At 65.4% G+C, this 22,257-nt stretch carries 18 protein-coding genes; 7 read left to right on the plus strand and 11 right to left on the minus strand.

Features of this window, described 5'->3' with window-relative positions; translation table 11 throughout:
- The first annotated feature begins 44 nt into the window (after window positions 1–44).
- Together GDN70_RS08180 and GDN70_RS08190 are read left to right on the plus strand one after the other, a co-directional pair.
- The gene (locus GDN70_RS08180) at window positions 45–236 is read left to right on the plus strand and encodes a DUF1192 domain-containing protein (RefSeq protein WP_028142042.1); all 192 of its coding nucleotides are present in this window, start codon (window positions 45–47) and stop codon (window positions 234–236) included.
- Between the two features lie 576 nt (window positions 237–812).
- Window positions 813–1,322 (plus strand): DUF1465 family protein, encoded by a 510-nt coding sequence (locus tag GDN70_RS08190; RefSeq protein WP_018318720.1) that lies wholly within the window; start codon window positions 813–815, stop codon window positions 1,320–1,322.
- Between the two features lie 188 nt (window positions 1,323–1,510).
- Here GDN70_RS08190 and rpmE read toward each other — a convergent pair whose 3' ends face one another.
- On the minus strand, window positions 1,511–1,738 hold the full coding sequence (gene rpmE, locus GDN70_RS08195) for a 50S ribosomal protein L31 (protein ID WP_007599895.1): 228 nt from the start codon (window positions 1,736–1,738) through the stop codon (window positions 1,511–1,513).
- Window positions 1,739–1,934: 196 nt separating this feature from the next.
- On the opposite strand from rpmE, the gene GDN70_RS08200 reads away from it, so the two are divergent.
- Window positions 1,935–3,785: an ABC transporter ATP-binding protein/permease gene (locus GDN70_RS08200; protein ID WP_152102368.1), complete on the plus strand. Its 1,851-nt coding sequence runs from the start codon at window positions 1,935–1,937 to the stop codon at window positions 3,783–3,785.
- A gap of 245 nt (window positions 3,786–4,030) precedes the next feature.
- On the opposite strand, the gene GDN70_RS08205 is transcribed toward GDN70_RS08200, so the two are convergent.
- The 4 genes from GDN70_RS08205 to GDN70_RS08220 form a co-directional block, all read right to left on the minus strand.
- Window positions 4,031–4,246: a hypothetical protein gene (locus GDN70_RS08205; RefSeq protein WP_028142040.1), complete on the minus strand. Its 216-nt coding sequence runs from the start codon at window positions 4,244–4,246 to the stop codon at window positions 4,031–4,033.
- An 88-nt stretch (window positions 4,247–4,334) separates the two neighbouring features.
- On the minus strand, window positions 4,335–4,781 hold the full coding sequence (locus GDN70_RS08210) for a GNAT family N-acetyltransferase (RefSeq protein ID WP_028142039.1): 447 nt from the start codon (window positions 4,779–4,781) through the stop codon (window positions 4,335–4,337).
- Window positions 4,781–5,809, minus strand: coding sequence for a peptidoglycan -binding protein (locus GDN70_RS08215; RefSeq protein WP_097668377.1), 1,029 nt, complete (start codon window positions 5,807–5,809; stop codon window positions 4,781–4,783). The genes GDN70_RS08210 and GDN70_RS08215 overlap by 1 nt, the downstream gene beginning before the upstream one ends.
- A gap of 143 nt (window positions 5,810–5,952) precedes the next feature.
- Window positions 5,953–6,972, minus strand: coding sequence for a flagellar motor protein MotA (locus GDN70_RS08220; protein WP_028142037.1), 1,020 nt, complete (start codon window positions 6,970–6,972; stop codon window positions 5,953–5,955).
- A gap of 168 nt (window positions 6,973–7,140) precedes the next feature.
- Between GDN70_RS08220 and GDN70_RS08225 the strand changes: the two genes are divergently transcribed.
- The 4 genes from GDN70_RS08225 to GDN70_RS08240 all read left to right on the plus strand — a co-directional run bounded on the left by GDN70_RS08225 (window position 7,141) and on the right by GDN70_RS08240 (window position 15,736).
- Window positions 7,141–8,157 carry a cyclopropane-fatty-acyl-phospholipid synthase family protein gene (locus GDN70_RS08225; RefSeq protein WP_152102369.1) on the plus strand — a complete coding sequence of 339 codons (1,017 nt, stop codon included), beginning with the start codon at window positions 7,141–7,143 and terminating at the stop codon, window positions 8,155–8,157.
- 300 nt (window positions 8,158–8,457) lie between these two features.
- Window positions 8,458–11,070 (plus strand): autotransporter outer membrane beta-barrel domain-containing protein, encoded by a 2,613-nt coding sequence (locus GDN70_RS08230; protein WP_152103674.1) that lies wholly within the window; start codon window positions 8,458–8,460, stop codon window positions 11,068–11,070.
- 310 nt (window positions 11,071–11,380) lie between these two features.
- Complete coding sequence (locus GDN70_RS08235; RefSeq protein WP_085968065.1) at window positions 11,381–12,574, plus strand: efflux RND transporter periplasmic adaptor subunit; 1,194 nt, start codon at window positions 11,381–11,383, stop codon at window positions 12,572–12,574.
- A 6-nt stretch (window positions 12,575–12,580) separates the two neighbouring features.
- Entirely contained in the window at window positions 12,581–15,736 is a 3,156-nt protein-coding gene (locus tag GDN70_RS08240) for a multidrug efflux RND transporter permease subunit (RefSeq protein WP_028142034.1), read from the plus strand.
- Between the two features lie 120 nt (window positions 15,737–15,856).
- Here GDN70_RS08240 and GDN70_RS08245 read toward each other — a convergent pair whose 3' ends face one another.
- From GDN70_RS08245 to pgk, 6 genes are all read right to left on the minus strand, one after another.
- The gene (locus GDN70_RS08245; protein ID WP_038971383.1) at window positions 15,857–16,648 is read right to left on the minus strand and encodes an inositol monophosphatase family protein; all 792 of its coding nucleotides are present in this window, start codon (window positions 16,646–16,648) and stop codon (window positions 15,857–15,859) included.
- Between the two features lie 96 nt (window positions 16,649–16,744).
- The gene (locus tag GDN70_RS08250; protein WP_038971384.1) at window positions 16,745–17,818 is read right to left on the minus strand and encodes a tetratricopeptide repeat protein; all 1,074 of its coding nucleotides are present in this window, start codon (window positions 17,816–17,818) and stop codon (window positions 16,745–16,747) included.
- Between the two features lie 8 nt (window positions 17,819–17,826).
- A complete protein-coding gene (locus GDN70_RS08255; protein WP_038950778.1) occupies window positions 17,827–18,516 on the minus strand; it encodes a thiamine phosphate synthase in 690 nt (229 codons plus the stop codon).
- Window positions 18,517–18,519: 3 nt separating this feature from the next.
- Window positions 18,520–19,545: a class I fructose-bisphosphate aldolase gene (locus tag GDN70_RS08260; RefSeq protein ID WP_038971385.1), complete on the minus strand. Its 1,026-nt coding sequence runs from the start codon at window positions 19,543–19,545 to the stop codon at window positions 18,520–18,522.
- Between the two features lie 256 nt (window positions 19,546–19,801).
- A complete protein-coding gene (gene fba / locus GDN70_RS08265) occupies window positions 19,802–20,869 on the minus strand; it encodes a class II fructose-bisphosphate aldolase (RefSeq protein ID WP_038971386.1) in 1,068 nt (355 codons plus the stop codon).
- A gap of 56 nt (window positions 20,870–20,925) precedes the next feature.
- Window positions 20,926–22,122, minus strand: a complete 1,197-nt coding sequence (pgk, locus tag GDN70_RS08270) for a phosphoglycerate kinase (RefSeq protein ID WP_152102370.1) — start codon at window positions 22,120–22,122, stop codon at window positions 20,926–20,928.
- Window positions 22,123–22,257: the final 135 nt, after the last annotated feature.

Genomic DNA, 22,257 nt, shown 5'->3' on the forward strand with positions numbered 1-22,257 from the left:
GCAACCGCCTCGGCATTGTGTGCGCGAACGCAGGAGGAACGAGGATGGCGACGGAAGACGACGACCGCCCGCGCAAGAAGATCAGCCATGACATCGGGCAGGACCTCTCGCTCTTGTCGGTCGAGGAACTGGCCGAGCGCGTCACGCTGCTCAAGACCGAGATCGCAAGGCTGGAAGAAGCCGCCACGAAGAAGCGCGCCTCGCGCGACGCGGCGAACAGTTTTTTCAAGAAGTAGGGGCGCATATCGGCTGTCGTCCCGGACAAGCGCGCCATAGGCGCGCGCAGATCCGGGACCCATACCCAAAGGATGAAGTTTGTCGCGAGGTCGGCCACTCCGAGTCCCCGTCACCACGTCCGCCAGTGGCTATGGGTCCCGGATCTGCGCTGACGCTTGTCCGGGACGACAGCTGAATGTGTCGTTGCACCGGGGGACTGCCGATTATGTTCCGCCGCCCGCTCGGTCACTGGCCGACATGGCTAACGAACCCTCAAAAAATTCGCTCGTTTACGGTCGATTAAGCTTTCGGGTTTATGACTGGAACTGTCCTCGTTTGGACACCGAGTGGCTCCTGTCCACTCTGTTTGACGCCTCCCTGTTATCAACTTTCAAAGCCGCCGGTCTCCGGCGGCTCTTTTTTTGCGTTTACTCCCGCTATTTGGCGTCTCGTCCCGGTTGAATTCCTGGGAATGACCCGCGGAAACCATATCCGCGCTTGTCACTGGACTCCGCGTCCCGCCCGCGCAATGATTTGTTCATCATAAGCCGGCGCCAAAGCCGGGCAGTCAAACAGTTGCGTAAGAGGCGTTAACCATGGAACGTTTGCAGGCCGACGGCGCTCTCGTTCAACTCAGCGAGCGGTTCACCAATTCTGCGGCGTTCGGCGTCCTGTTCCGCGAGGGCATGGACCTCGTCGAAGAGACCGCTGCCTATCTCGACGGCGCCGGCCGCACCGAGGCCAAGGCGCTCGACCGTGCCGTCAGCCTCACCTACGCAACCGAGAGCATGCGTCTCACCACCCGCCTGATGCAGCTCGCCTCGTGGCTGCTGCTGCACCGCGCGGTGAAGGAAGGCGAGATGACGCTGAGCCAGGCCAATCGCGAGAAGACCAAGGTCAAGCTCAGCGCTGCCGATCCCGGCCCCACCGACACCATCGAGAAGCTGCCCTCGCAGCTTCAGGATCTGATCCATCGTTCGATGAGCCTGCAGACCCGCGTCCGCCGCCTCGACACCACCATCCACACCCCGCCGGCCGAACACATCGCGATCGGCAATCCGCTGGTGCCGCACCTCAACGCGCTGAAGGCGGCGTTCGAGCGGTAAGCTCCATCGACAATCTCGGTCGTCATTCCGGGACGCGCCTCTTGGCGCGGGCCCGGAATCCATACTCCCGATCGTGGTTATGGATTCCGGGCTCGCGACTTCGTCGCGCCCCGGAATGACAGCCGGAAAAAACAAAAACGCCCCCGGTCTCCCGGGGGCGTTTTTCGTGTCCAACCCTGCGGGCGGGATCAATCCTTTTTGAGAAAGCCCGAAAACTTCTTCTGGAAGCGCGAGACGCGGCCGCCGCGATCCATCAGCTGGGCGTTGCCGCCGGTCCAGGCCGGGTGCGACTTCGGGTCGATGTCGAGGTTCAGCGTGTCGCCTTCCTTGCCCCAGGTCGAGCGGGTCAGGTACTCGGTTCCGTCGGTCATCACGACCTTAATTGTATGATAGTTCGGGTGAATTTCGGCTTTCATGGCAATTCCTCGGCGCCCCGGCGCCTTCTTGGGTGGCTATCGAATGACGGATTTGGGCGGGTCTATACCTCACGAAACCCGCTAAAACAAGCCATCCCGGGCGGTGAACCGGGTTTGCCCCTAAGGGACTTCCCGGATTTGCCACTACCCTTGCACCGGCCTATTGGGAGCAAACGAATGCAATGGGTTGGATCTCATGAGCGCAGTGGAACGGCTTGATGACCAGTATGTCGATCAGCCCGGAATGAACGCCGCGGACACCCCCTCGATCGAGGCCGAGCTGATCGAAGAGCCGGCCAAGGGTCGCGCCAAGCTGCGGCCGCTGCTTGCGCTCGCGCCCTATGTGAACCGCTATCGCGGTCGGGCGGCGCTGGCCTTCGTCGCACTCACGGTCGCGGCCCTGACCACGCTGCTGGTGCCGGTCGCGGTGCGCCGGATGATCGATTTCGGCCTGACGCCCGAGGGCATCGAGCTGATCAACAGCTACTTCTCGGTGATGCTCGCGGTGGTCGGCGTGCTCGCGCTCGCCAGCGCGGCGCGCTACTACCTCGTGATGACGATCGGCGAGCGCATCGTCGCCGACCTCAGGCGCGACGTGTTCGCCCATCTGCTGTCGCTGTCCCCCGCCTTCTTCGATTCCGCACGCAGCGGCGAGCTGATCTCGCGGCTCACCGCCGACACCACCCAGCTCAAATCGGCCGTCGGCGCATCCGTGTCGATCGCGCTGCGCAATCTGATGATGTTCCTCGGCGCCGCGGCGATGATGGTGATCACGAGCCCAAAACTGTCGGGCTTCGTGCTGCTGGCCATCCCCTTGATCGTGCTGCCGCTGGTTGCCTTCGGGCGCTGGGTGCGGCGTCTGTCGCGCAATGCGCAGGACACGCTTGCCGAGGCGTCGGCTTATGCGGGCGAGCTGGTCGGCGCGATCCGCACCGTGCAGGCCTATACCAGCGAGCAATTCGCCGAGAAGCGTTTCGGCGGCGAGGTCGAGCAGGCCTATGAGGCCGCGCGCACCTCGACCCAGGCGCGCGCCGTGCTCACCGCCATCATCATCTTCATCGTGTTTGCAAGCGTGGTCGCGATCCTCTGGATCGGCTCGCATGACGTCCTCACCGGCGCGATTTCGCCGGGCCGGCTCGGCCAGTTCGTGCTTTACGCGGTGTTCGCCGCAGCTGGCCTCGGCCAGCTCAGCGAGGTCTGGGGTGAGGTCTCGGCGGCATCAGGCGCGGCCGAGCGGCTGTTCGAGATCCTGCATGTGCAGCCCGACATCAAGGCGCCCGCGTCTCCCCGCGCGCTGCCGGTGCCGGCACGCGGCGAGGTCGGCTTCGATCGGGTCAGCTTCGCCTATCCGGTGCGGCGCGACGTCAATGTGCTCGATGCCGTGTCGTTCACGGTGCGCCCCGGCGAGAAGGTCGCGATCGTCGGTCCGTCCGGCGCCGGCAAGAGCACCATCTTTCACCTGTTGCTGCGCTTCTACGACCCGCGCAGCGGCGCGATCTCGCTCGACGGCGTGCCGGTCAAATCCGCAGATCCCCGCGATTTCCGCGCGCGCATCGCGCTGGTGCCGCAGGAATCGAACGTGTTCGCCGCCAGCGCTCGCGAGAACATCCGCTTCGGCCGGCCCGATGCGACCGATGCCGAGGTCGAGCGCGCCGCCGAGCTCGCGCATGCCGCCGAATTCATCCGCCGCCTGCCCGAAGGTTTCGACACCCCGCTCGGCGAGCGCGGCGTGACGCTGTCCGGCGGCCAGCGCCAGCGCATCGCGATCGCCCGTGCCATCCTGCGCGATGCGCCGCTCTTGCTGCTCGACGAAGCCACCTCCGCGCTCGATGCCGAAAGCGAGACGCTGGTGCAGACCGCGCTGGAAGAGCTGATGCGCCACCGCACCACGCTGGTGATCGCCCACCGCCTCGCCACCGTGCTGTCCTGCGACCGCATCCTGGTGATGGACCAGGGCAAGATCGTCGAGCAGGGCACCCATGCCGAACTGGTGGCCGCGAACGGGCTCTATGCGCGGCTGGCGAGGCTGCAGTTCGAGGGGGCGTGAGGGCGTTAGCGGCACAGCTCCCGCCGGTTCGTTCCGTCCTGCAAGGCAAGTCGCACAAACTCGCGCCGCTGATCCATTACCGACACCTCGTTCCAGGGCATGGACGGCCTCCCGAATCGACCAATCCAGCCCAGTTTGATGTGTCAGCTATGTCTCCGAACACCTGTCAGTGATCTGTCCGGGCTAAACATTTCGCGGGTGATGACAGCGGAGCTTGGGGCAGGTGCTTTGCGCCACTCGGTCAGCTACCGGCACTTCGGCGACAGCGCAGGCACGTTTGGCCACGGCCAGTTCTTCCAGCTGCCGTCCTCTCCGACGCAGGCTGAGACTGATGCCGTCTCTGTTGATTTGGAGACCTCGGGCGCAGCAAAACGCTGGTCGACATAGGTCGTCGATAAATATCCGGCGACGATGACGGCCAGAAACACCGAGGAACCCTTGGCAAGATCGCGCAGCCGCATCGATCGCCTCCATTCGCTTGTCATCGCTGACACAACGAATAACCGACCTCGCAGGATCCCTGCGTGACAGGCCTCACGCCCGCCAGAATTACGCCCGCCACGCCATCTTCAGCACCGGCCGGCCCGAGGTCGGGTTCACATCGTCGCCGGCATGCGCAAAGCCGTTGCGCTCGTAGAAGCGGATGGCGCGGGAATTGTCCTTGTTGACGAGCAGCGTGATGCCCGATGGTGACAGGCGTTTCGCTTCGTCAACCAGCAGCCGGGCGGCGTCCGAACCCCAATGATCAGGGTCGACCACGAGCTGGTCGAGATAGCCGTCGCCGTCGATGGTGACGAAGCCGGTGAGGGCACCATTCTGCTCGGCGACGACAATGGACGCCTTCGGTACCAGATCCCTCAGCCAACGCTCGCGCCACCATTCCAGCCGTGCCGCGAAGTCGATCTGCGGATAGGCCCGCTGCCAGGTGCGATGCCAGAGATCGATCGCGGCGGCTTCGTCGGAGGCCGCGTAGGGGCGGAGGTGGATCGCGCTCACTACCGCTCCGTCAGCTTCAGCTCGATGCGGCGATTGCGCTTGTAGGCCTCTTCCGTGTTGCCGGGATCGAGCGGCTGGAATTCGCCGAAGCCGGCGGCGACGAGGCGCTGGGCGGGCACGCCGAGCGAGACCAGATATTGCACCACCGAGATCGAGCGGGCCGCGGACAGGTCCCAGTTCGACTTGAAGTTCGGACCGTTGACCGGACGCACATCGGTGTGGCCATCGACGCGCAGCACCCAGGGGATGTCGCTCGGGATCTTCTTGTCGAGCTCGATCAGCGCGGCTGCCAACGTGTCGAGCTCGGCGCGGCCCTCGGGCAGCAGCACCGCCTGGCCAGTGTCGAAGAACACCTCGGACTGGAACACGAAGCGGTCGCCGACGATGCGGATGTCCGGGCGGTTGCCGAGGATCGTGCGCAGGCGGCCGAAGAATTCCGAGCGGTAGCGCGACAATTCCTGCACGCGCTGCGCCAGCGCCACGTTGAGGCGCGAGCCCAGATCGGCAATTCGATTTTGCGATTCCTTGTCGCGCTTCTCGCTCGCATCGAGCGCCTCTTCCAGCGCCGCCAGTTGCCGCCTGAGCGCGCTGATCTGCTGGTTCAGCACCTCGATCTGGGCCAGCGCCCGCGCCGAGACCGCCTTCTCCGAATCCAGCGCCTTGCCGAGCTCGGAGGACTTGCCTTGCGCGTCGCTGCCGGCGGCAGCGAGGCCATCGTAGAGGCCCTTGATGCGGTCGCGCTCGGTCTCGGCCGAGGCGAGGCCGGCCTTCAATTGCGAGACCTGGTCGTCGAGCGTGAGCTTTCCGAGCTTCTCCAGCGACAGAAGCTCGTTGAGCTGGGCGATCTTGGCGTTGAGCTGCTCCAGCGCCTTGTCCTTGCCGGTGACCTCCTGCGACAGGAAGAACTGCACCACCAGGAACACCGACAGCAGGAACACGATCGACAGCACCAGCGTCGACAGCGCGTCGACGAAGCCGGGCCAGTAGTTGAAGGCGCCTTCGCTGCGGCGGCCGCGCGCTAGAGCCATGTTGTCCGTCTCCACTTTCGTGTCCCGGACGCGATGCAGCGTGCAACGCTGCTTCGCAGAGCCGGGACCCATGTCTCGTTCCCTGGGCCCCGGCTCTGCAGCGCATCACTTCGTGCTGCGCAGCGTCCGGGGCAAGCGAGCCGCTAGCTCTTTTCCGGCTGGCGGGCGATGCGCTCCAGCAGACGCCGGATCTCGCGGTTCTGCTCGCCCTGGCCGTCGGCCCATTCGCGGATCATCTGCTGCTCGGTGCGCATATGCGAGACCAGCGCCTGGATGGCTTCGGCAAGGCTCGCCATCGCCGCCGTGGTGCCGCGGCTGGCGCTGCCTTCCTCGAGCACGGAGCGTAAGCGTTCGACCGCGGCCTGGAGTTCGCCGCTGGCGACCCCGCCGCCGCCGGAAGCGACCGCGACCTCGCCGCTGCCATATTCGCGCACGGTGGTGGCGAGCCAGTCTTCGAGGTCGGTGTAAAAGCGGTTCTGCGCCTGGCTCGATTGCAAATCGAGGAAGCCGAGGATCAGCGAGCCGGCAAGGCCGAACAGCGAGCTGGAGAACGAGATGCCCATGCCGCCGAGCGGGGCTGCGAGGCCCTCCTTCAGCGTGTCGAACAGTGCGCCGGAATCGCCGCCGACCTTGAGCCCGTCGATCACCTTGCCGACCGAGCCGACCGTCTCGATCAGGCCCCAGAAGGTGCCGAGCAGGCCGAGGAAGACCAGAAGGCCGGTCATGTAGCGCGAGATGTCGCGGGCTTCATCCAGGCGCGTCGCGATCGAATCGAGCAAATGCCGCATGGTGGTCTGGGTGATCGACATTCGCCCGGAGCGCTCGCCGCCGAGGATCGCCGCCATCGGCGCCAGCAGTTTCGGGTGCCGGGCCGGCGCCAGGCCGGGATCGGCGATGCGGAAATTGTTGACCCAGGAGACCTCGGGGTAGAGCCGGATGACCTGGCGGAAGGCCAGGATGATGCCGATGAACAGCACGCCGCCGATCAGGGCATTGAGGCCGGGATTGGCGAAGAAGGCCTGGATGATCTGCTTGTAGAGCACCACGCTGACCAGCGTGCACAGCACCAGGAAGACCAGCATCCGCACCAGGAAGACGCTGGGTGAGGACAGCTTTGTATACTCAATATCCATGGTGGAGCGGGGCGAGGCGCCTGACGGCATGGCCGGTATCATCCATTCCAAAAGCTTGCTTGCGGCGCGCACTATGGCACAGCGCCGGCCCAAAAAAAGCGCCGGATGCGCCGATTTCGGGGACAGCTGGGGGAACCCGCACCGGAAGCGGCGCTTTGATAAGCTGGTGTCTGCAGAGATTCGCCATTCGGGGGGCGCATGAGCGTCGTTTCCGCGATCATCGGGACTGCCGAACGCGTGCCGCTGCCGGACGTCGTGATCCGCGCCGCGATCCAGCGCCTGTGCTCCCGCAGCGCAACCCGCCTCGCCGCGCATGATGCGCCCGCCGATGCCGCTTTCGCAGGCCGGATGATGCTGCGGCCGATCGCCGAAAACGCGGAGGCCCGGCGTGAGGACGTGCCCGCGGCGTTCTTCGCCGAAATGCTCGGCCCCAGCCGCAAATATTCCTGCTGCTTCTACAAGACCGATGCGACCACCTTGCAGGAGGCGGAGGAGGAGGCGCTGCGCCAGACGGTCGAGCATGCCGGCCTCGCCGACGGCCAGACCATCCTCGAGCTCGGCTGCGGCTGGGGCTCGCTGTCGCTGTGGATGGCGCGGCAGTTTCCGCACGCCAGGGTGACGGCGGTGTCGACCTCGCAGGCGCAGCGCGCTCATGTCGAGGAGGAGGCGCGGCGGCGCGGCTTGCTGAACCTGCGCGTGGTCACGGCGGACATGAACGTGTTCGCGCCCGACGGCCAGTTCGACCGCATCGTCTCGGTCGAGATGTTCGAGCAGATGATGAACTGGCGCAAGCTGATGACGCGCCTGCGGTCATGGCTCGCCCCCGACGGGCGCTTCTTCATGCAGATCGTCACCCATCGCTCCGGCTCCCAGCTGTTCGACCGGCTCGACCGCGAGGACTGGATCGCCCAGCACGTCTTCACCGGCGGGCTGATGCCGAGCCATCACCTCGTCAGGCAATTCCACGACATCTTCACGGTCGAGAAGGAATGGTGCTGGAGCGGCGCGCATTATCAGCGCACCGCCAACGACTGGCTCGCCAATTTCGACGCGCACCGGGATGCAATCGAGGCGGCCTTGCGCAACGTCTACGGCGCGGAGACGCACCTGTGGATGCGGCGCTGGCGCTGGTTCTTGCTCGCGACAGCGGGCCTGTTCGGCTACGCCGCCGGCAGCGAATGGGGCATCAGCCGCTACCGGATGAAGGCGGCGTAGCGCGCGGCCACTCGAAAGATTTGTTAAGTGTCTTTCGTTGCCCAAACGGCACACGCCGCGTGCTTTCTTTGTAGGAACATGTGGCAATTGTTGTCTGAACGTTTCCGCTCGCCTATCGTCGTGGTTGTCCCTCGTGGACGACACGACAAGAAATCCGCACCCTCGAACGGCGCGGACGCAATTGGAATGAGCATGCGCGAATGCATCGGGGCTGCCTCAACCCGACCACACCACGATGATTCGCTGCACAGGAGTCCGAATCGGACGCAGCGCTCTCCATCCAGTAACCTCCGGACCCGAATGCTTCGCTTGCAGCTGGCGAGCGCGGCAGCGGCGGCGCTGATAGCGCTGTCCCCCCGGTCTGCTTCGGCCCAAAGCTGGACCGGAACGACAAGCAGCGACTGGACGGTCGGGAGCAACTGGTCCGGTGGCGCGGTCCCAATCGCGGGCAACCTCGTCAACATCAATACGACGTCGCCAAACCCGACGATCCTCGGCGTAGGCGGTGCTGCTGCCGGCGCGACAGGTCGACTGACCGTCGGCAATACGACCGGATCATTCGGCAACCTGACAATTCAGAACGGCAGCACGCTGACGACCAGTGGCGCGACGATTGCGATTGGAGTCGCAGGCGGAAGCAACGGCACCGTCACCGTCAGCGGGGCCGGATCACAATGGACTACATCCGGCGCTCAGATCGAAATCGGCGCCAGTGGCAATGGTACACTCAACATTCAGAACGGCGCCAGAGTTGTCGCCCAAGCAGGAGTGTTGCTCGGAAGCTTCGCCGCCGGCACGGGCACGCTCAATATCGACGGCGGCAGCACGCTCGAGACGACCATCCTGTCTCGCCCCGGTGGGGGAGGAACTGGCCAGGTCAATTTCAATAATGCCATCCTGCGCGCCCGAATAAACAGCGTCGGCTTCATCTCCGCATTCGTGCCGGGAAGCCTCAATATCGCCGCGGGCGGTCTGACTGTCGACACGCAGGCCTTCACTGTAAGCGCGAACAGCGGCTTTTCCGGCGTTGGCGGAATGACCAAGACTGGCGCGGGCACCTTCAATCTCCGCGCCGCCAATACCTATACCGGTGCTACGGTGATCCAGGCCGGCACGCTTGCGCTCGCCAGTAGTGGCTCGGTTGCCGCGTCAAGCCGGGTCGTCGCAAACGGAACCTTCAGCGTCTCGGGCATCACGGCCGCCGGCACGAGCATTCAAAGCCTGGCCGGAACTGGCGCCGTCGCGCTTGGCGCGAAGAACCTCACCATCACCAACGCGAACGATCAGTTCGCCGGTGTGATCGGTGGCACCGGCGGTCTGACGCTCACCGGCGGCATCCAGACGCTGGCGGGAGCCAATACTTACAACGGCGCGACGACTGTGAACGGCGGTACTCTCCGCGCCGGAGCCACAAACACATTCAGCGCGGCCTCGGCCATCACGGTCGCCGCCGGCGGCACACTCGACCTTGCCGGCTTCAATCAGACGCTCGCCTCGCTCGGCAATGCCGGCACGGTCACCCTCGGTGGTGCGCCGGGAACGACGCTGACAGTGACCGGCAATTATCTCGGCAATGGCGGAATCGTGGAGCTCAACAGCCGGCTCGGCGGCGACAGCTCGCCGACCGACCTGCTGCGGGTGCACGGAAGCACGTCGGGCGCGTCGTCGCTGCGTGTCACCAATGTCGGCGGCGCCGGTGCGCAGACCACCGAAGGCATCAAGGTGATCGACGTGGTCGGAGCGTCCAACGGCAGTTTTTCGCTTCTGGGCAGCTACGTCTTTCACGGCGAACAGGCCGTGGTCGGCGGCGCCTATGCCTATACATTGCAGAAGAACGGCATCGCCACTCCCGGCGACGGCGATTGGTACCTGCGCTCGAGCCTGCTCAATCCGCCGGTGGCGACGCCGCCCGGTCCGCTCTATCAGCCGGGCGTTCCGCTTTACGAGAACTACGCGCAGGTGCTGCTCGGCATCAACGATCTGCCGACGCTGCAGCAGCGCGTCGGCAACCGCTATTGGGGCGGCAGCGATGCGATGGCGCGCGCCGGCGCCGCGCCGGTGCCGGGCGTGGCTTCGCCGGCGCCCACGGCGTTCTGGGGCCGCATCGAAGGCGGGCATTCCGACTTGCAGCCCTCCAACACCACCGGCTCGACCTATAAGGCCGATCATTTGAAGGTGCAGACGGGACTCGATGGCCTCGTGCTCGAGAACGAGCGGGGCCAGTTGTTCGTCGGCCTCACCGCGCAATATGGCCTGACCACCGCCGATGTCGCCTCGTTCTTCGGCAATGGTCGTATCCGCGTCGAGGGAACGGGGGTGGGCAGCACGCTCACCTGGTATGGCGACAACGGCTTCTATGTCGACGGTCAGGCGCAGTCGATGTTCTACCGCAGCGATCTGTCGTCCGTGCTGGCCGGCAGCCTGATCCACGGCAATGAAGGGTTCGGCTATGCCTTCAGCGCCGAAACCGGCAAGCGGATCGGCATTGGCCGTGGCTGGTCACTGACGCCTCAGGCGCAGCTCTCCTATTCGAAGGTCGCTTTCGACAGCTTTGCCGATCGGTTCGGCGCGCCGGTGTCGTTGCGCGATGCTGACAGCCTGCTCGGCCGCGCCGGCCTTGCCCTCAACCATCAGAGGACCTGGAACGATGGCACGGGTATCGTGCGTTCCGATGTCTACGGCATTGCCAATCTGCGTTACGAGTTCCTCGGCGGCACCAATGTGGACGTGGCAGGTACCGGATTTGCAAATGCGCAAGATCGGCTGTGGGGCAGCATCGGCGGTGGCGGCAGCTACAGCTGGGCCAACGGGCGCTACACCATCTTCGGCGAGGGCACTTACAATACGAGCCTCAACAACAGCGCGGACAACCGCCATTACAGGGGTAGCGGAGGTTTTCGCGTCACCTGGTGATTCATGCGATGTCGCAGGGAATTTGGGTAGTCCGAGGAACCGTGTGCTTTGGGTGCACACCGCAGTCCGTAACGTTTCGTTGCGATGTTCCGCCGCAGCACGCCGCGATGGAACCTGTCTCACAATCAGGTGAGTCCATAAAAGCTGCATAAGTTCAACAGGATACATTGTGTGACAATGAGCCGCCCGCAGCATGCGTTGCATCGCAGCAGGTGCATTCTATTTTGACGGTATCAGCCGCACGGAATCGCCCAGAACGGGCCGCGCGCGGAGCGTGATCAGTTTCAACAACATCGGGGCACTTAACTTCATGTCAGGACTTCGCGCGCGATCGGCATGCGTTGCAATGATGCTCGCGGCCCTGGCGCCGCTGCTTGGTGCTTGCGACGAATCCAGCTCCGCCGTGTCTGCAGCTCCGCCCGCCTATCCGGACGTCAGCATCGTCATCGTCAAGCCGCAGCCGCGCGCCGTGGTCCGGGAACTGCCGGGCCGCATCGCGCCGACGCGCGTCTCCGACGTGCGGCCGCGCGTGTCCGGCATCGTGGTCGAGCGCCTGTTCCGCCAGGGCAGTGAGGTGAAGGCCGGCGATCCGCTCTACCGCATCGATCCGCGCCCGTTCGAGGTCGAGGTGCTGGCGAACGAGGCGGCGCTCGCCAAGGCCGAGGCCGCTGCGATGCAGGCGCACCAGCAGGCACGCCGCGTCGCTGCGCTCACCAAGGACCGCGCCGCCCCGGAAGCCGAGAACGAAAAGGCGATTGCGGCCGAGCGTCAGGCCCATGCCGAGGTCGAGGGACGCAAGGCGGAACTCTCGCGTGCCAAGCTCAATCTCGACTATGCCACCGTGCGCGCGCCGATCGACGGCGTCGTCGGTGCGGCTCTCGTCAGCGAGGGCGCGCTCGCCGTGCAGAACGAGACCAATCTCGCCACCATCCAGCAGCTCGATCCGATCTATGCCGACTTCACCCAGTCGGTGAACGAGCTCAACCAGCTCCGCCGCGCCTTCGAGACCGGCGACCTCGAGCGCATCGCCTCCGATGCCGCCAAGGTGCATCTGGTGCTCGACGACAACACGCTCTATTCGCTCGACGGCAAGCTGCTGTTCTCCGACGCCAAGGTCGATGCCCACACCGGGCAGGTGACGTTGCGCGGCGAATTCCCCAATCCCAAGCGCGAACTGCTGCCGGGCATGTATGTGCGCGTCCGCATCGACCAGGGTCTCGATAGCGACGCGATCGCGGTGCCGCAGCAAGCGATCCAGCGCAATGGCGGCGGCGGCAGCGAGGTGTTCGTCGTCAAGGACGACAACCACATCGCGGTGCAGCCGGTGCGCACGGGTTCGGTGCAGGACGGAATCTGGTTCGTCACCGAAGGCCTGAAGGCCGGCGACAAGGTCGTGGTCGAAGGCTTCCAGAAGTTCGCCGCCGGCGACAAGGTCAAGCCGCAATCCTGGTCGGAGGCGGACGCGACCGCGGACAACCGGCACGCCCAGAAGCTCACGCGGTAACGCGCCATGGCGAGTTTCTTCATCGACAGGCCAATCTTTGCCTGGGTGGTCGCGCTGTTCATCTGCTTGATCGGCGCGATTGCCGTGCCGCTGCTGCCGATCGCGCAATATCCGATCATCGCGCCGCCCTCGATCTCGATCTCGACCAGCTATCCCGGCGCTTCGCCCGAAAACCTCTACAACAGCGTCACGCGCCTGATCGAGGAGGAGCTCAACGGCGCCTCCGGCATCCTCAATTTCGAATCGACCAGCGACTCGCTCGGCCAGGTCGAGATCATCGCCAATTTCGTGCCCGGCACCGATACCAGCGCGGCCTCGGTCGAGGTGCAGAACCGCATCAAGCGGGTCGAGGCGCGCCTGCCGCGCGCGGTGATTCAGCAGGGTATCCTGATCGAGGAAGCCTCGAGCGCGGTGCTCCAGATCATCACGCTGAATTCGACCGACGGCAGCCTCGACGAGGTCGGGCTCGGCGACTTCATGATCCGCAACGTGCTCGGCGAAGTCCGCCGCATCCCCGGCGTCGGCCGCGCCACGCTCTATTCGACCGAGCGCTCGCTTCGCGTCTGGGTCGATCCGGCCAAGCTCGTCGGCTACGGGCTTACCGCCGACGACGTCAACAAGGCGATTGCCGCGCAGAACGCGCAGGTCGCCTCGGGCAGCATCGGCGCCGAGCCCTCGACGTCGAGCCAGCGCACTTCCTCGCTGGTGCTGGTCAAGGGCCAGCTCTCTTCCCCGGATGAATTCGGCGCCATCATCCTGCGCGCCAATGCCGACGGCTCGACCGTGCGCCTGCGCGACGTCGCACGTATCGAGGTCGGCGGCCTCAGCTACCAGTTCAACACGCGCCTGAACGGCAAGCCGACCGCCGGTCTCTCGGTGCTGATGTCGCCGACCGGCAATGCGCTGGCGACCGCGAGCGCGGTCGAAGAGAAGATGAAGGAGCTGTCGCGGTTCTTCCCGGCCAACATCTCCTACGAGATTCCCTACAACATCACGCCCGTGGTCGAGGCCTCGATCAAGAAGGTGCTGATGACGCTGGTCGAAGCCGTGGTGCTGGTGTTCGTGGTGATGTTCCTGTTTCTGCAGAACATTCGCTACACCATCATCCCGACCATCGTGGTGCCGGTGGCGCTTCTCGGCGCCTGCACCACGCTGCTGCTCGCCGGCTACTCCATCAACATGCTCTCGATGTTCGGCATGGTGCTCGCGGTCGGCATCCTCGTCGACGACGCCATCGTCGTGGTCGAGAACGTCGAGCGCATCATGGCCGAGGAAGGCCTGTCGCCGAAGGAAGCGACCCGCAAGGCGATGTCGCAGATCACGGGTGCGATCATCGGCATCACGCTGGTGCTGATGGCGGTGTTCGTGCCGATGGCGTTCTTCCCGGGATCGGTCGGCATCATCTACCGCCAGTTCTCGGTCACCATGGTCGCGGCGATCGGCTTCTCCGCCTTCCTCGCGCTCTCGCTGACGCCGGCGCTGTGCGCGACGCTGCTCAAGCCCATTGCCAAGGGGCATGGCCATTCGACCAACTTCGTGTTCAGCCGGTTCAATCATATGCTCGAGGCCTGCCGGTTGCGCTACGCGCGCACCGTCGGCTTCTCGCTGAAGCGGACCGGCCGGCTGATGCTGGTCTATGTCGCGCTGCTCGTCGGCCTGTCCTGGGCCTTCGTCAGCCTGCCGGGCGGCTTCCTGCCGATCGACGACCAGGGCTTCGTCACCACCGACGTGCAGACGCCGTCGGATTCGTCCTATCCCCGCACCGAGGCCGTGATCGAGAAGGTCGAGAAATATCTCGCCGAACGGCCGGGCGTGAAAGATGTCACCTTCCTCACCGGCTTCAGCTTCTCCGGCCAGGGCATGAACACCGCGCAGGCCTTCATCACGCTGAAGGACTGGTCGGAGCGTGGACCGAAGGATTCCGCCGCGGCGATCGTCAACGACATCAATCGCGATCTGGGGGCGTCGATCCGCGATGCCAAAATCTCCGCGCTGCAGCCGCCGCCGATCGACAATCTCGGCAATTCGTCGGGCTTCTCGTTCCGCCTCCAGGACCGCGGACAGAAGGGCTATCCGGCCTTGATGCGCGCCGCCGATCAGTTGATCGCGGAAGCCAACGCCAGTTCCGTGCTTCAGAAGGTCTATGTCGAGGGCCTGCCGGAGGCCGGAGTGGTCAATCTCATGATCGACCGCGAGAAGGCCGGCGCCTTCGGCGTCACCTTCGAGGACATCAACAACACGATCTCGACCAATCTTGGCTCGAACTACATCAACGACTTCCCGAACCGCGGCCGCATGCAGCGCGTCGTGGTGCAGGCCGACGCCCGCGACCGCATGCGGACCGAGGACATTCTCAACTACAACGTCAAGAACAGCCGCGGCCAGTTGGTGCCGTTCTCGTCCTTCGCCACGGTGGAATGGGCGCGAGGCCCGACCCAGATCGCAGGCTTCAACTATTATCCGGCGGTGCGCATCTCCGGCGAGGCCAAGCCCGGCTTTACCTCGGGTGATGCGATCGCCGAGATGGAGCGCCTTGCCGGCCGGCTGCCGCGCGGCTTCGGTTACGAATGGACCGGGCAGTCGCTCCAGGAGAAGCTGTCGGGCTCGCAGGCGCCGTTCCTGCTCGGTCTGTCGGTGTTCGTGGTGTTCCTGTGCCTGGCCGCGCTCTACGAGAGCTGGACCATTCCGCTCGCGGTGCTGCTCACCGTGCCGCTCGGCATCGTCGGCGCGGTGATCGCGGCCATGCTGCGCGGCCTGCCCAACGACGTCTATTTCACCGTCGGCCTGATCACCATCATCGGCCTTGCGGCAAAGGACGCGATCCTGATCATCGAATTCGCCAAGGATCTGCGCAAAGAAGGCAAGCCGCTGGTGGAAGCCACCATCGAGGCCTGCCGCCTGCGCTTCCGCCCGATCCTGATGACGGGCCTCGCCTTCATCTGCGGCGTGCTGCCGATGGCCATCGCCCACGGCGCCGGCGGCGCCAGCCAGCAGGCGCTCGGCAGCATCGTGATGGGCGGCATGATCGCCGTGGTGATCCTGGCGCTCTTGATGGTGCCGGTGTTCTTCGTCTCGGTGCAGCGCGTGCTGGCGGGGGACAGGGAGCCGAAGGCGGCGAAGCAAGGCGAGCCGTACGGCCCGCCGGCGCCGGTCAAGTCATAAGGCAAACTGTCATGCCCAGCCTGGTGCGCAACTGCGCACGGGGGCGGGGCATCCAGTACGCGGCGGCTTCTCCGGATCCCACTAGCGTCTCAGCGGAGTGATTGGCTCGCGCGTCTACTGCTACGCCGGCTTCCGCAAAATCTTCACCAGCTCCCCGTGCACGTACTCATTCCCGCACACCACGTGCCCGGTGACGAGCGCATCGCCGGGCGTCGCGATATCGCTCACCGTTCCCCCCGCTTCGCGCACCATCAGCATGCCGGCGGCGATGTCCCAGGATTGCAAATTGCGCTCCCAATAGCCGTCGAGGCGACCGGCGGCGACGAAGGCGAGGTCGAGCGAGGCGGCGCCGAAGCGGCGCAGGCCCGCGACGCGGTCCTGGATCGCGGTCATCTCGCGGCGGAATTCCTCGTGATCGCCGCGGCCGATATGGGGCAGGCCGCAGGCCACCACGCATTCGTTGAGCTGGCGGCGGCCGGCGACGCGCAGGCGCTGGTCGTTGAGGAAGGCGCCCTTGCCGCGCTCGGCGATGTAGAGCTCGTCATTGGCGGGATTGTAGATCACGCCCGCAATGATCGTACCCTCGCGCACGAGGCCGATCGAGATCGCGAATTGCGGGATGCCGTGCAGGAAGTTGGTGGTGCCGTCGAGCGGATCGACGATCCAGGTGTGGCTCTTGTCGGAGCCCTCGCGGGTGCCACCCTCCTCGCCGATGAAGCCGTAGCCGGGCCGCGCCTTGGCGAGGTCCTGGTAGAGAATCTCCTCGGCACGCTTGTCGGCGAGCGAGACGAAATTGGCCGGCCCCTTCAGCGAGACCTGCAGATGCTCGATCTCGCCGAGATCGCGCTTGAGGCTGCGGCCGGCGCGCCGCGCGGCTTTGACCATGACGTTGATAGTGGCGGAATACAGCATGAGCTCTGGTCTTGATCGGGGGAAAGGGCGGGAAATCGCGCCTGTTTGGGGATTGGGTGCCCTGCAAGGGCCCTCAGGTCAAGTCATTGCGTCAAGTCATTTGGTCCCGAGCCATTTCTTGGCGGCGGCCTCCGCCTTGGTCCGGTCCTCGGCGGGCAGGTCGGACAATTGCTTGTCGAGCTCCGGGTCGCCCTTGCCGGCGGTTTTGGCCACCAGGTGCCATTTGAAGCCCTCGACCTTGTCCACGGACGTGCCCACGCCGTTGATCAGCACCCACGCCAGCCGGTTCTGCGCGATCGCGCTGCCCTGGCGGGATGCCTTGCGGAGCAGGGCGACGGCAGCCGGCTGGTTCTTCGGGGTGCCGGTGCCGTTGAACATGGCGATGGCATATTCGACCTCGGCGTCGACATTGTCGGCGAGCGAAGCGGCCTGGAGGAGCCGCACCGAGCGTTCCGGGTCCTTCGGCACGCCGGTGCCCTCCTTGTAGAAGGTCGCCAGCGCGTATTGCGCCTCGGGCAGGCCTGCATCGGCGGCCTGGCGTAGCAGCTCGGCCGAGCGCTTCACGTCCTGCGGCAGGGTCTGGCCGTCGAGATAGAGCAGAGCGAGGTTATAGGCCGCCCTGGGCTCGCCGAGCTTGGCGGCGGACGCCATCAGCTTGACCGCCTCGCTCTTGTCGATCGGGCCGCCGCGGCCCGAAATGCGCAGCATGGATAGCGCGAACATCGCCTCGCGGTCGCCGGCATCGGCCGCGCGCTTGTACCATTCGGCTGCCTTGGCGTAGTCGCGCCGCATGCCCATGGCATTGGAATAGAGCTCGCCGAGCATGGTCATCGCCTTGGGATCACCGGCTTGCGCGCGGGCGGTGGCGAGGTCGAACGCGGTCTTGTACTGGCCGCGCTGATAGGCGCCGAACACCAGATCGACATTGGAATTGTCGCTGGAAGGCGCGGGGATCACGGTCGCCGGCTTGGGCGAGGAGGTCGGCTTGGGCGAAGCTGACGGCTTCGGCGCCGGCGCGGCCTCCTTCTTCTTGGTGATCGTGTGCGGCTTGGGCTTTTGCTTCTCGGCAGGCGCGCTCGGCGTCGCAGCCGGCGGGGTGATCTGGAGCTGCGCGGCTGCGGGCACTGTGAGCAGCAGCGTGGCCAGCATGGTGATGCAGGGAAGCTTCATGTTGGGCGCTAGCCGTGCTCCTGGCTCGCAGGATTTTGGCTGGCCGTCGCCGTCGCATGGGCTTTCTTGATCGCAGCGTCGACCTCGATCAGCGCGGCCTTGGGCCCGCGCGGATCGGCCCAGATGAACTCGCCGACCAGGACGAAATCGGCGCCACTGGCAGCAAAGTCGTGGGCTTCCTGCAGCGACATGGCAAAGCCGACGCAGGGCGGCTCGAACAGCTCGGCCCACCAGTCGAGCCGTTCCGCGATCGCTTGCGCCGAGGGGCGCTGGCCTTTCGCATCGGGCTCGCCGAACAGCACGTAATCCGCTCCCATCTCGCCCGCATCCATGGAATGGTGCCGCGTCGTCAGCCCGCCAACACCGGCGATGCGATCTGGCTTGAGCGATGGCAGTGCCTCTTTCAGCGCGGCGATGCCGGGGAGGTGCGCGCCGTCGGCGCCGCCGCGCGCGACCAGCTCGGCATGGTCCTCGACGAGCAGGGCGGCGCCCGCTTTCTGCACCGGCGGCGCGAGCGCCTTGATGCGCGAGATCATGGTGCGCTGGTCGGTCTCCTTCAGCCGCAGCAGCACGGCTGCGACGTCGGCGGCGGCGAGCAGGCCCGGCAGCTCGGCGACGAGCGCAACGGGATCATCGACGACGGGCGTCGCGAGATAGAGGCGCGGCGCCGGGCGCGGCGGAGGCGGTTTGTTCGACAAGATCTAGGCTGCCTTCTTTTCCAGGCTGTTTTGCCATTCGCCCTTGGAGGCGAGGCCGTTCATGCGCGCGCGATGGCTGAAGGCGCGCTGGCCGGCCGCGACGTTCTCGGCCTTGCCGGACCAGGCCTTCTGCGGCGCGGCCTGCAGGGCGCGGCCGTAAGAGAAGGTCAGGCCCCAGGGCAGCGGACCGAGCTTGTGCATGGCGTTGAGATGCGCGGTCGCCTCTTCATCCGACTGGCCGCCGGAGAGGAAGGCGATGCCGGGCACCGCCGCGGGCACGCAGGCCTTGAGCAGCCGGACCGTCTTTTCCGCGACCTCCTCGACGGAGGCCTGCTTCGGGGACTTCTTGCCGGATATCGCCATGTTGGGCTTGAGCACCATGCCTTCGAGCGCGACGCGCTGCACGCGCAATTCCTGAAACGTCTTGTTGAGCACGCGGGTGGTCACCTCATAGCAGCGGTCGATGTCGTGATCACCGTCCATCAACACCTCGGGCTCGACGATCGGCACGATCTGTGCGGCCTGGCACAGCGCGGCATAGCGCGCCAGCGCATGGGCGTTGACGCTGATCGCGGTCATCGAGGGGATGCCGCTGCCGATGTCGATCACCGCGCGCCATTTTGCGAAGCGCGCGCCGCGCTCATAGTACTTCTTCAGCCGTTCGGCGAGCCTGTCGAGCCCGACCGTCACGAGCTCGCCCGGGCACATCGGCAGGGCCTGCGTGCCTTCGTCCACCTTGATGCCGGGAATGGCGCCGCTCTGTTCGATCAGCTTCACCAGCGGCGTGCCGTCCTTGGCATCCTGCCAGATCGTCTCGTCATAGAGGATCACGCCGGAAATATACTGGCTCATGGCCTCCGTGGAGCGGAACAGCATCTCGCGATAGTCGCGGCGGTTGTCTTCGGTCGAGTCCACGCCGATCGCGTCAAAACGCTTCTTGATGGTGCCCGAGGATTCGTCGGCGGCGAGGATTCCCTTGCCTGATACGACCATGGCGGTCGCGATTCTGTTGAGCTCAGTCAGATTCATCGAGAGGTCCTCCCAAAACGATTCTGCCCTTGCCCGTGAAAATAGACCGTTCTCGGGCAATTGCCGAGTTAACGTTCGTCGCAGGGGTAAGGGGCTTTCCGTCATTCCGGGATGCGCCGAAAGGCGCAGGCCCGGAATCCATAACCCCAGGCTGTGGTTATGGATTCCGGGCCCACGCGGAGCCTGTCATCGTGCCGCGCATTCGCGCGGACCCGTTGGCGTGTCCCGGAATGACCCGGGAATGGGCTCGAGGGGATTACGCGACCTTCGGATCCAGCTCGCCCTTGGCGTAGCGCTTGGCCATCTCGGCGGTGGTCAGGACCTTCTTGATCTTGGAGGCCTGGCCCGCGGTGTTGAACTCCTGGAGCCGCTGCTTGCACAGCTTGGTCATGGCTTCCATCGCCGGCTTCAGATATTTGCGCGGATCGAACTCTTCCGGATTGTCCTTGAGCACTTTCCGGATCTGGCCGGTCATGGCCATGCGGTTGTCGGTGTCGATGTTGATCTTGCGCACGCCGTTCTTGATGCCGCGCTGGATCTCGGCCACCGGCACGCCCCAGGTCGGCTTCATCTTGCCGCCATTGGCGTTGATGATCTCCTGCAGGTCCTGCGGCACCGAGGAGGAGCCGTGCATCACCAGATGCGTGTTCGGCAGCTTGCGGTGGATCTCCTCGATCACGTTCATGGCGAGGATGTCGCCGTCCGGCTTGCGGGTGAACTTGTAGGCGCCGTGCGAGGTCCCCATCGCGATCGCGAGCGCGTCGACCCTGGTCTCCTGGACGAACTTCACGGCCTCGTCCGGATTGGTCAGGAGCTGGTCGTGGCTGAGCTTGCCCTCGGCGCCGTGGCCGTCTTCCTTGTCGCCCATGCCGGTCTCGAGCGAGCCGAGCACGCCGAGCTCGCCTTCCACCGAAATGCCGCCGAGATGGGCCATGTCGGTCACGGTCTTGGTGACGCCGACATTGTAGCCCCAGTCGCCGGGGGTCTTGCCGTCGGCCTTGAGCGAGCCGTCCATCATCACCGAGGTGAATCCGGCCTGGATCGCGGTCATGCAGGTCGCCGGCTCGTTGCCGTGGTCGAGATGCACGCAGACCGGAATGTGCGGATAGATTTCGGTCACCGCGTCCATCATGTGCTTGAGCATGATGTCGTTGGCGTAGGAGCGCGCACCGCGCGAGGCCTGGATGATGACGGGCGCATCGACCTGGTTGGCCGCGTCCATGATCGCCAGCGCCTGCTCCATATTGTTGATGTTGAAGGCCGGTACGCCGTAATCGTTCTCTGCCGCGTGGTCGAGCAATTGACGTAACGTGATCCGAGCCATCTGTCTTTTTCTCCCGTTGGGGCCTTGCGGGGCCGCTGATTACTCGCCGATCTGGCTTACTTGACGCGCAAAACCTCGACGCCGGGCAGAGGCTTGCCTTCCATCCATTCGAGGAACGCGCCACCGGCGGTCGAGACATAGGTGAAGTCACCGGCCACATGGGCCTGGTTGAGCGCCGCGACGGTGTCGCCGCCGCCCGCGATCGAGATCAGCTTTTTCGCCTTGGTGCGCTCGGCGGCGTGCTTGGCGGCCGCGACCGTGCCGCGATCGAACGGCTGCATCTCGAAGGCGCCGAGCGGTCCGTTCCAGACCAAGGTCGCCGCGTCGTCGATCGCGGCGTGGACGCGGGCGATCGATTGCGGCCCGACGTCGAGGATCATGCCGTCGGCCGGGATCGCATCGAGCCCATAGGCGTGCGACGGCGCGTTGGCCGCGAAATGATAGGCGACGGTGGCGTCGACCGGCAGGATGATGGCGCAGTTGGCGGCTTCCGCCTTCTCCATGATACGCAGCGCGGTCGGCGCGAGATCCTTCTCGGCCAGCGACTTGCCGACGCCGACGCCCTGGGCGTGCAGGAAGGTGTTGGCCATGCCGCCGCCGATCACGAGCGCATCGACCTTGCTCACGAGATTTTCGAGCAGGTCGATCTTGGTCGAGACTTTTGCGCCGCCGATGATGGCGATGACCGGCTTGGTCGGCGAGCCCAGCGCCTTCTCCAGCGCATCTAACTCGGCCTGCATGGTGCGGCCGGCATAGGCCGGCAGCTTGTGGCCGAGGCCTTCGGTCGTGGCGTGGGCGCGGTGCGCCGCCGAGAACGCGTCATTGACCCAGATGTCGCCGAGCTTCGCCAGCTCCGCGACGAAGGCCGGATCGTTCTTTTCCTCTTCCTTGTGGAAGCGGGTATTTTCGAGACACAGGATGTCGCCGTCGTTCAGGCCAGCGACGGCCTTCGCCGCGGGCTCGCCGATGCAGTCGTCGGCGAAAGCGACCGGCTTCTTCACCACCTTCGACAGCGCTTCAGCGACAGGCTTGAGCGAGTCCTTGGCATCGCGCCCCTTCGGCCGGCCGAAATGGGCGAGCAGGATGACCTTGCCGCCCTTGTCCGAGATCTCGGTGATGGTCGGCGCGACGCGCTCGAGCCGGGTCGTGTCGCTGACGCGGCCATTGTCCATGGGCACGTTGAGGTCGACGCGCAGCAGCACGCGCTTGCCCTTCACATCGACGTCGTCGAGGGTGCGGAATTTGTTGGTCATCTCTCTTGTCCCGGGCGCAGCGCAGCGCGGAGCGATGCGCTGCAGAACCGGGACCCACATGACAGCGAGTCCCGCAATTGAATGGGTCCCGGCTCTGCGGAGCAGCGCTTAGCGCTGCGCCGCGTCCGGGACACG

The sequence above is a fragment of the Bradyrhizobium sp. TM102 genome, from assembly GCF_009176685.1.
In the GTDB taxonomy this organism is placed as follows: Bacteria; Pseudomonadota; Alphaproteobacteria; order Rhizobiales; family Xanthobacteraceae; genus Bradyrhizobium; species Bradyrhizobium ottawaense.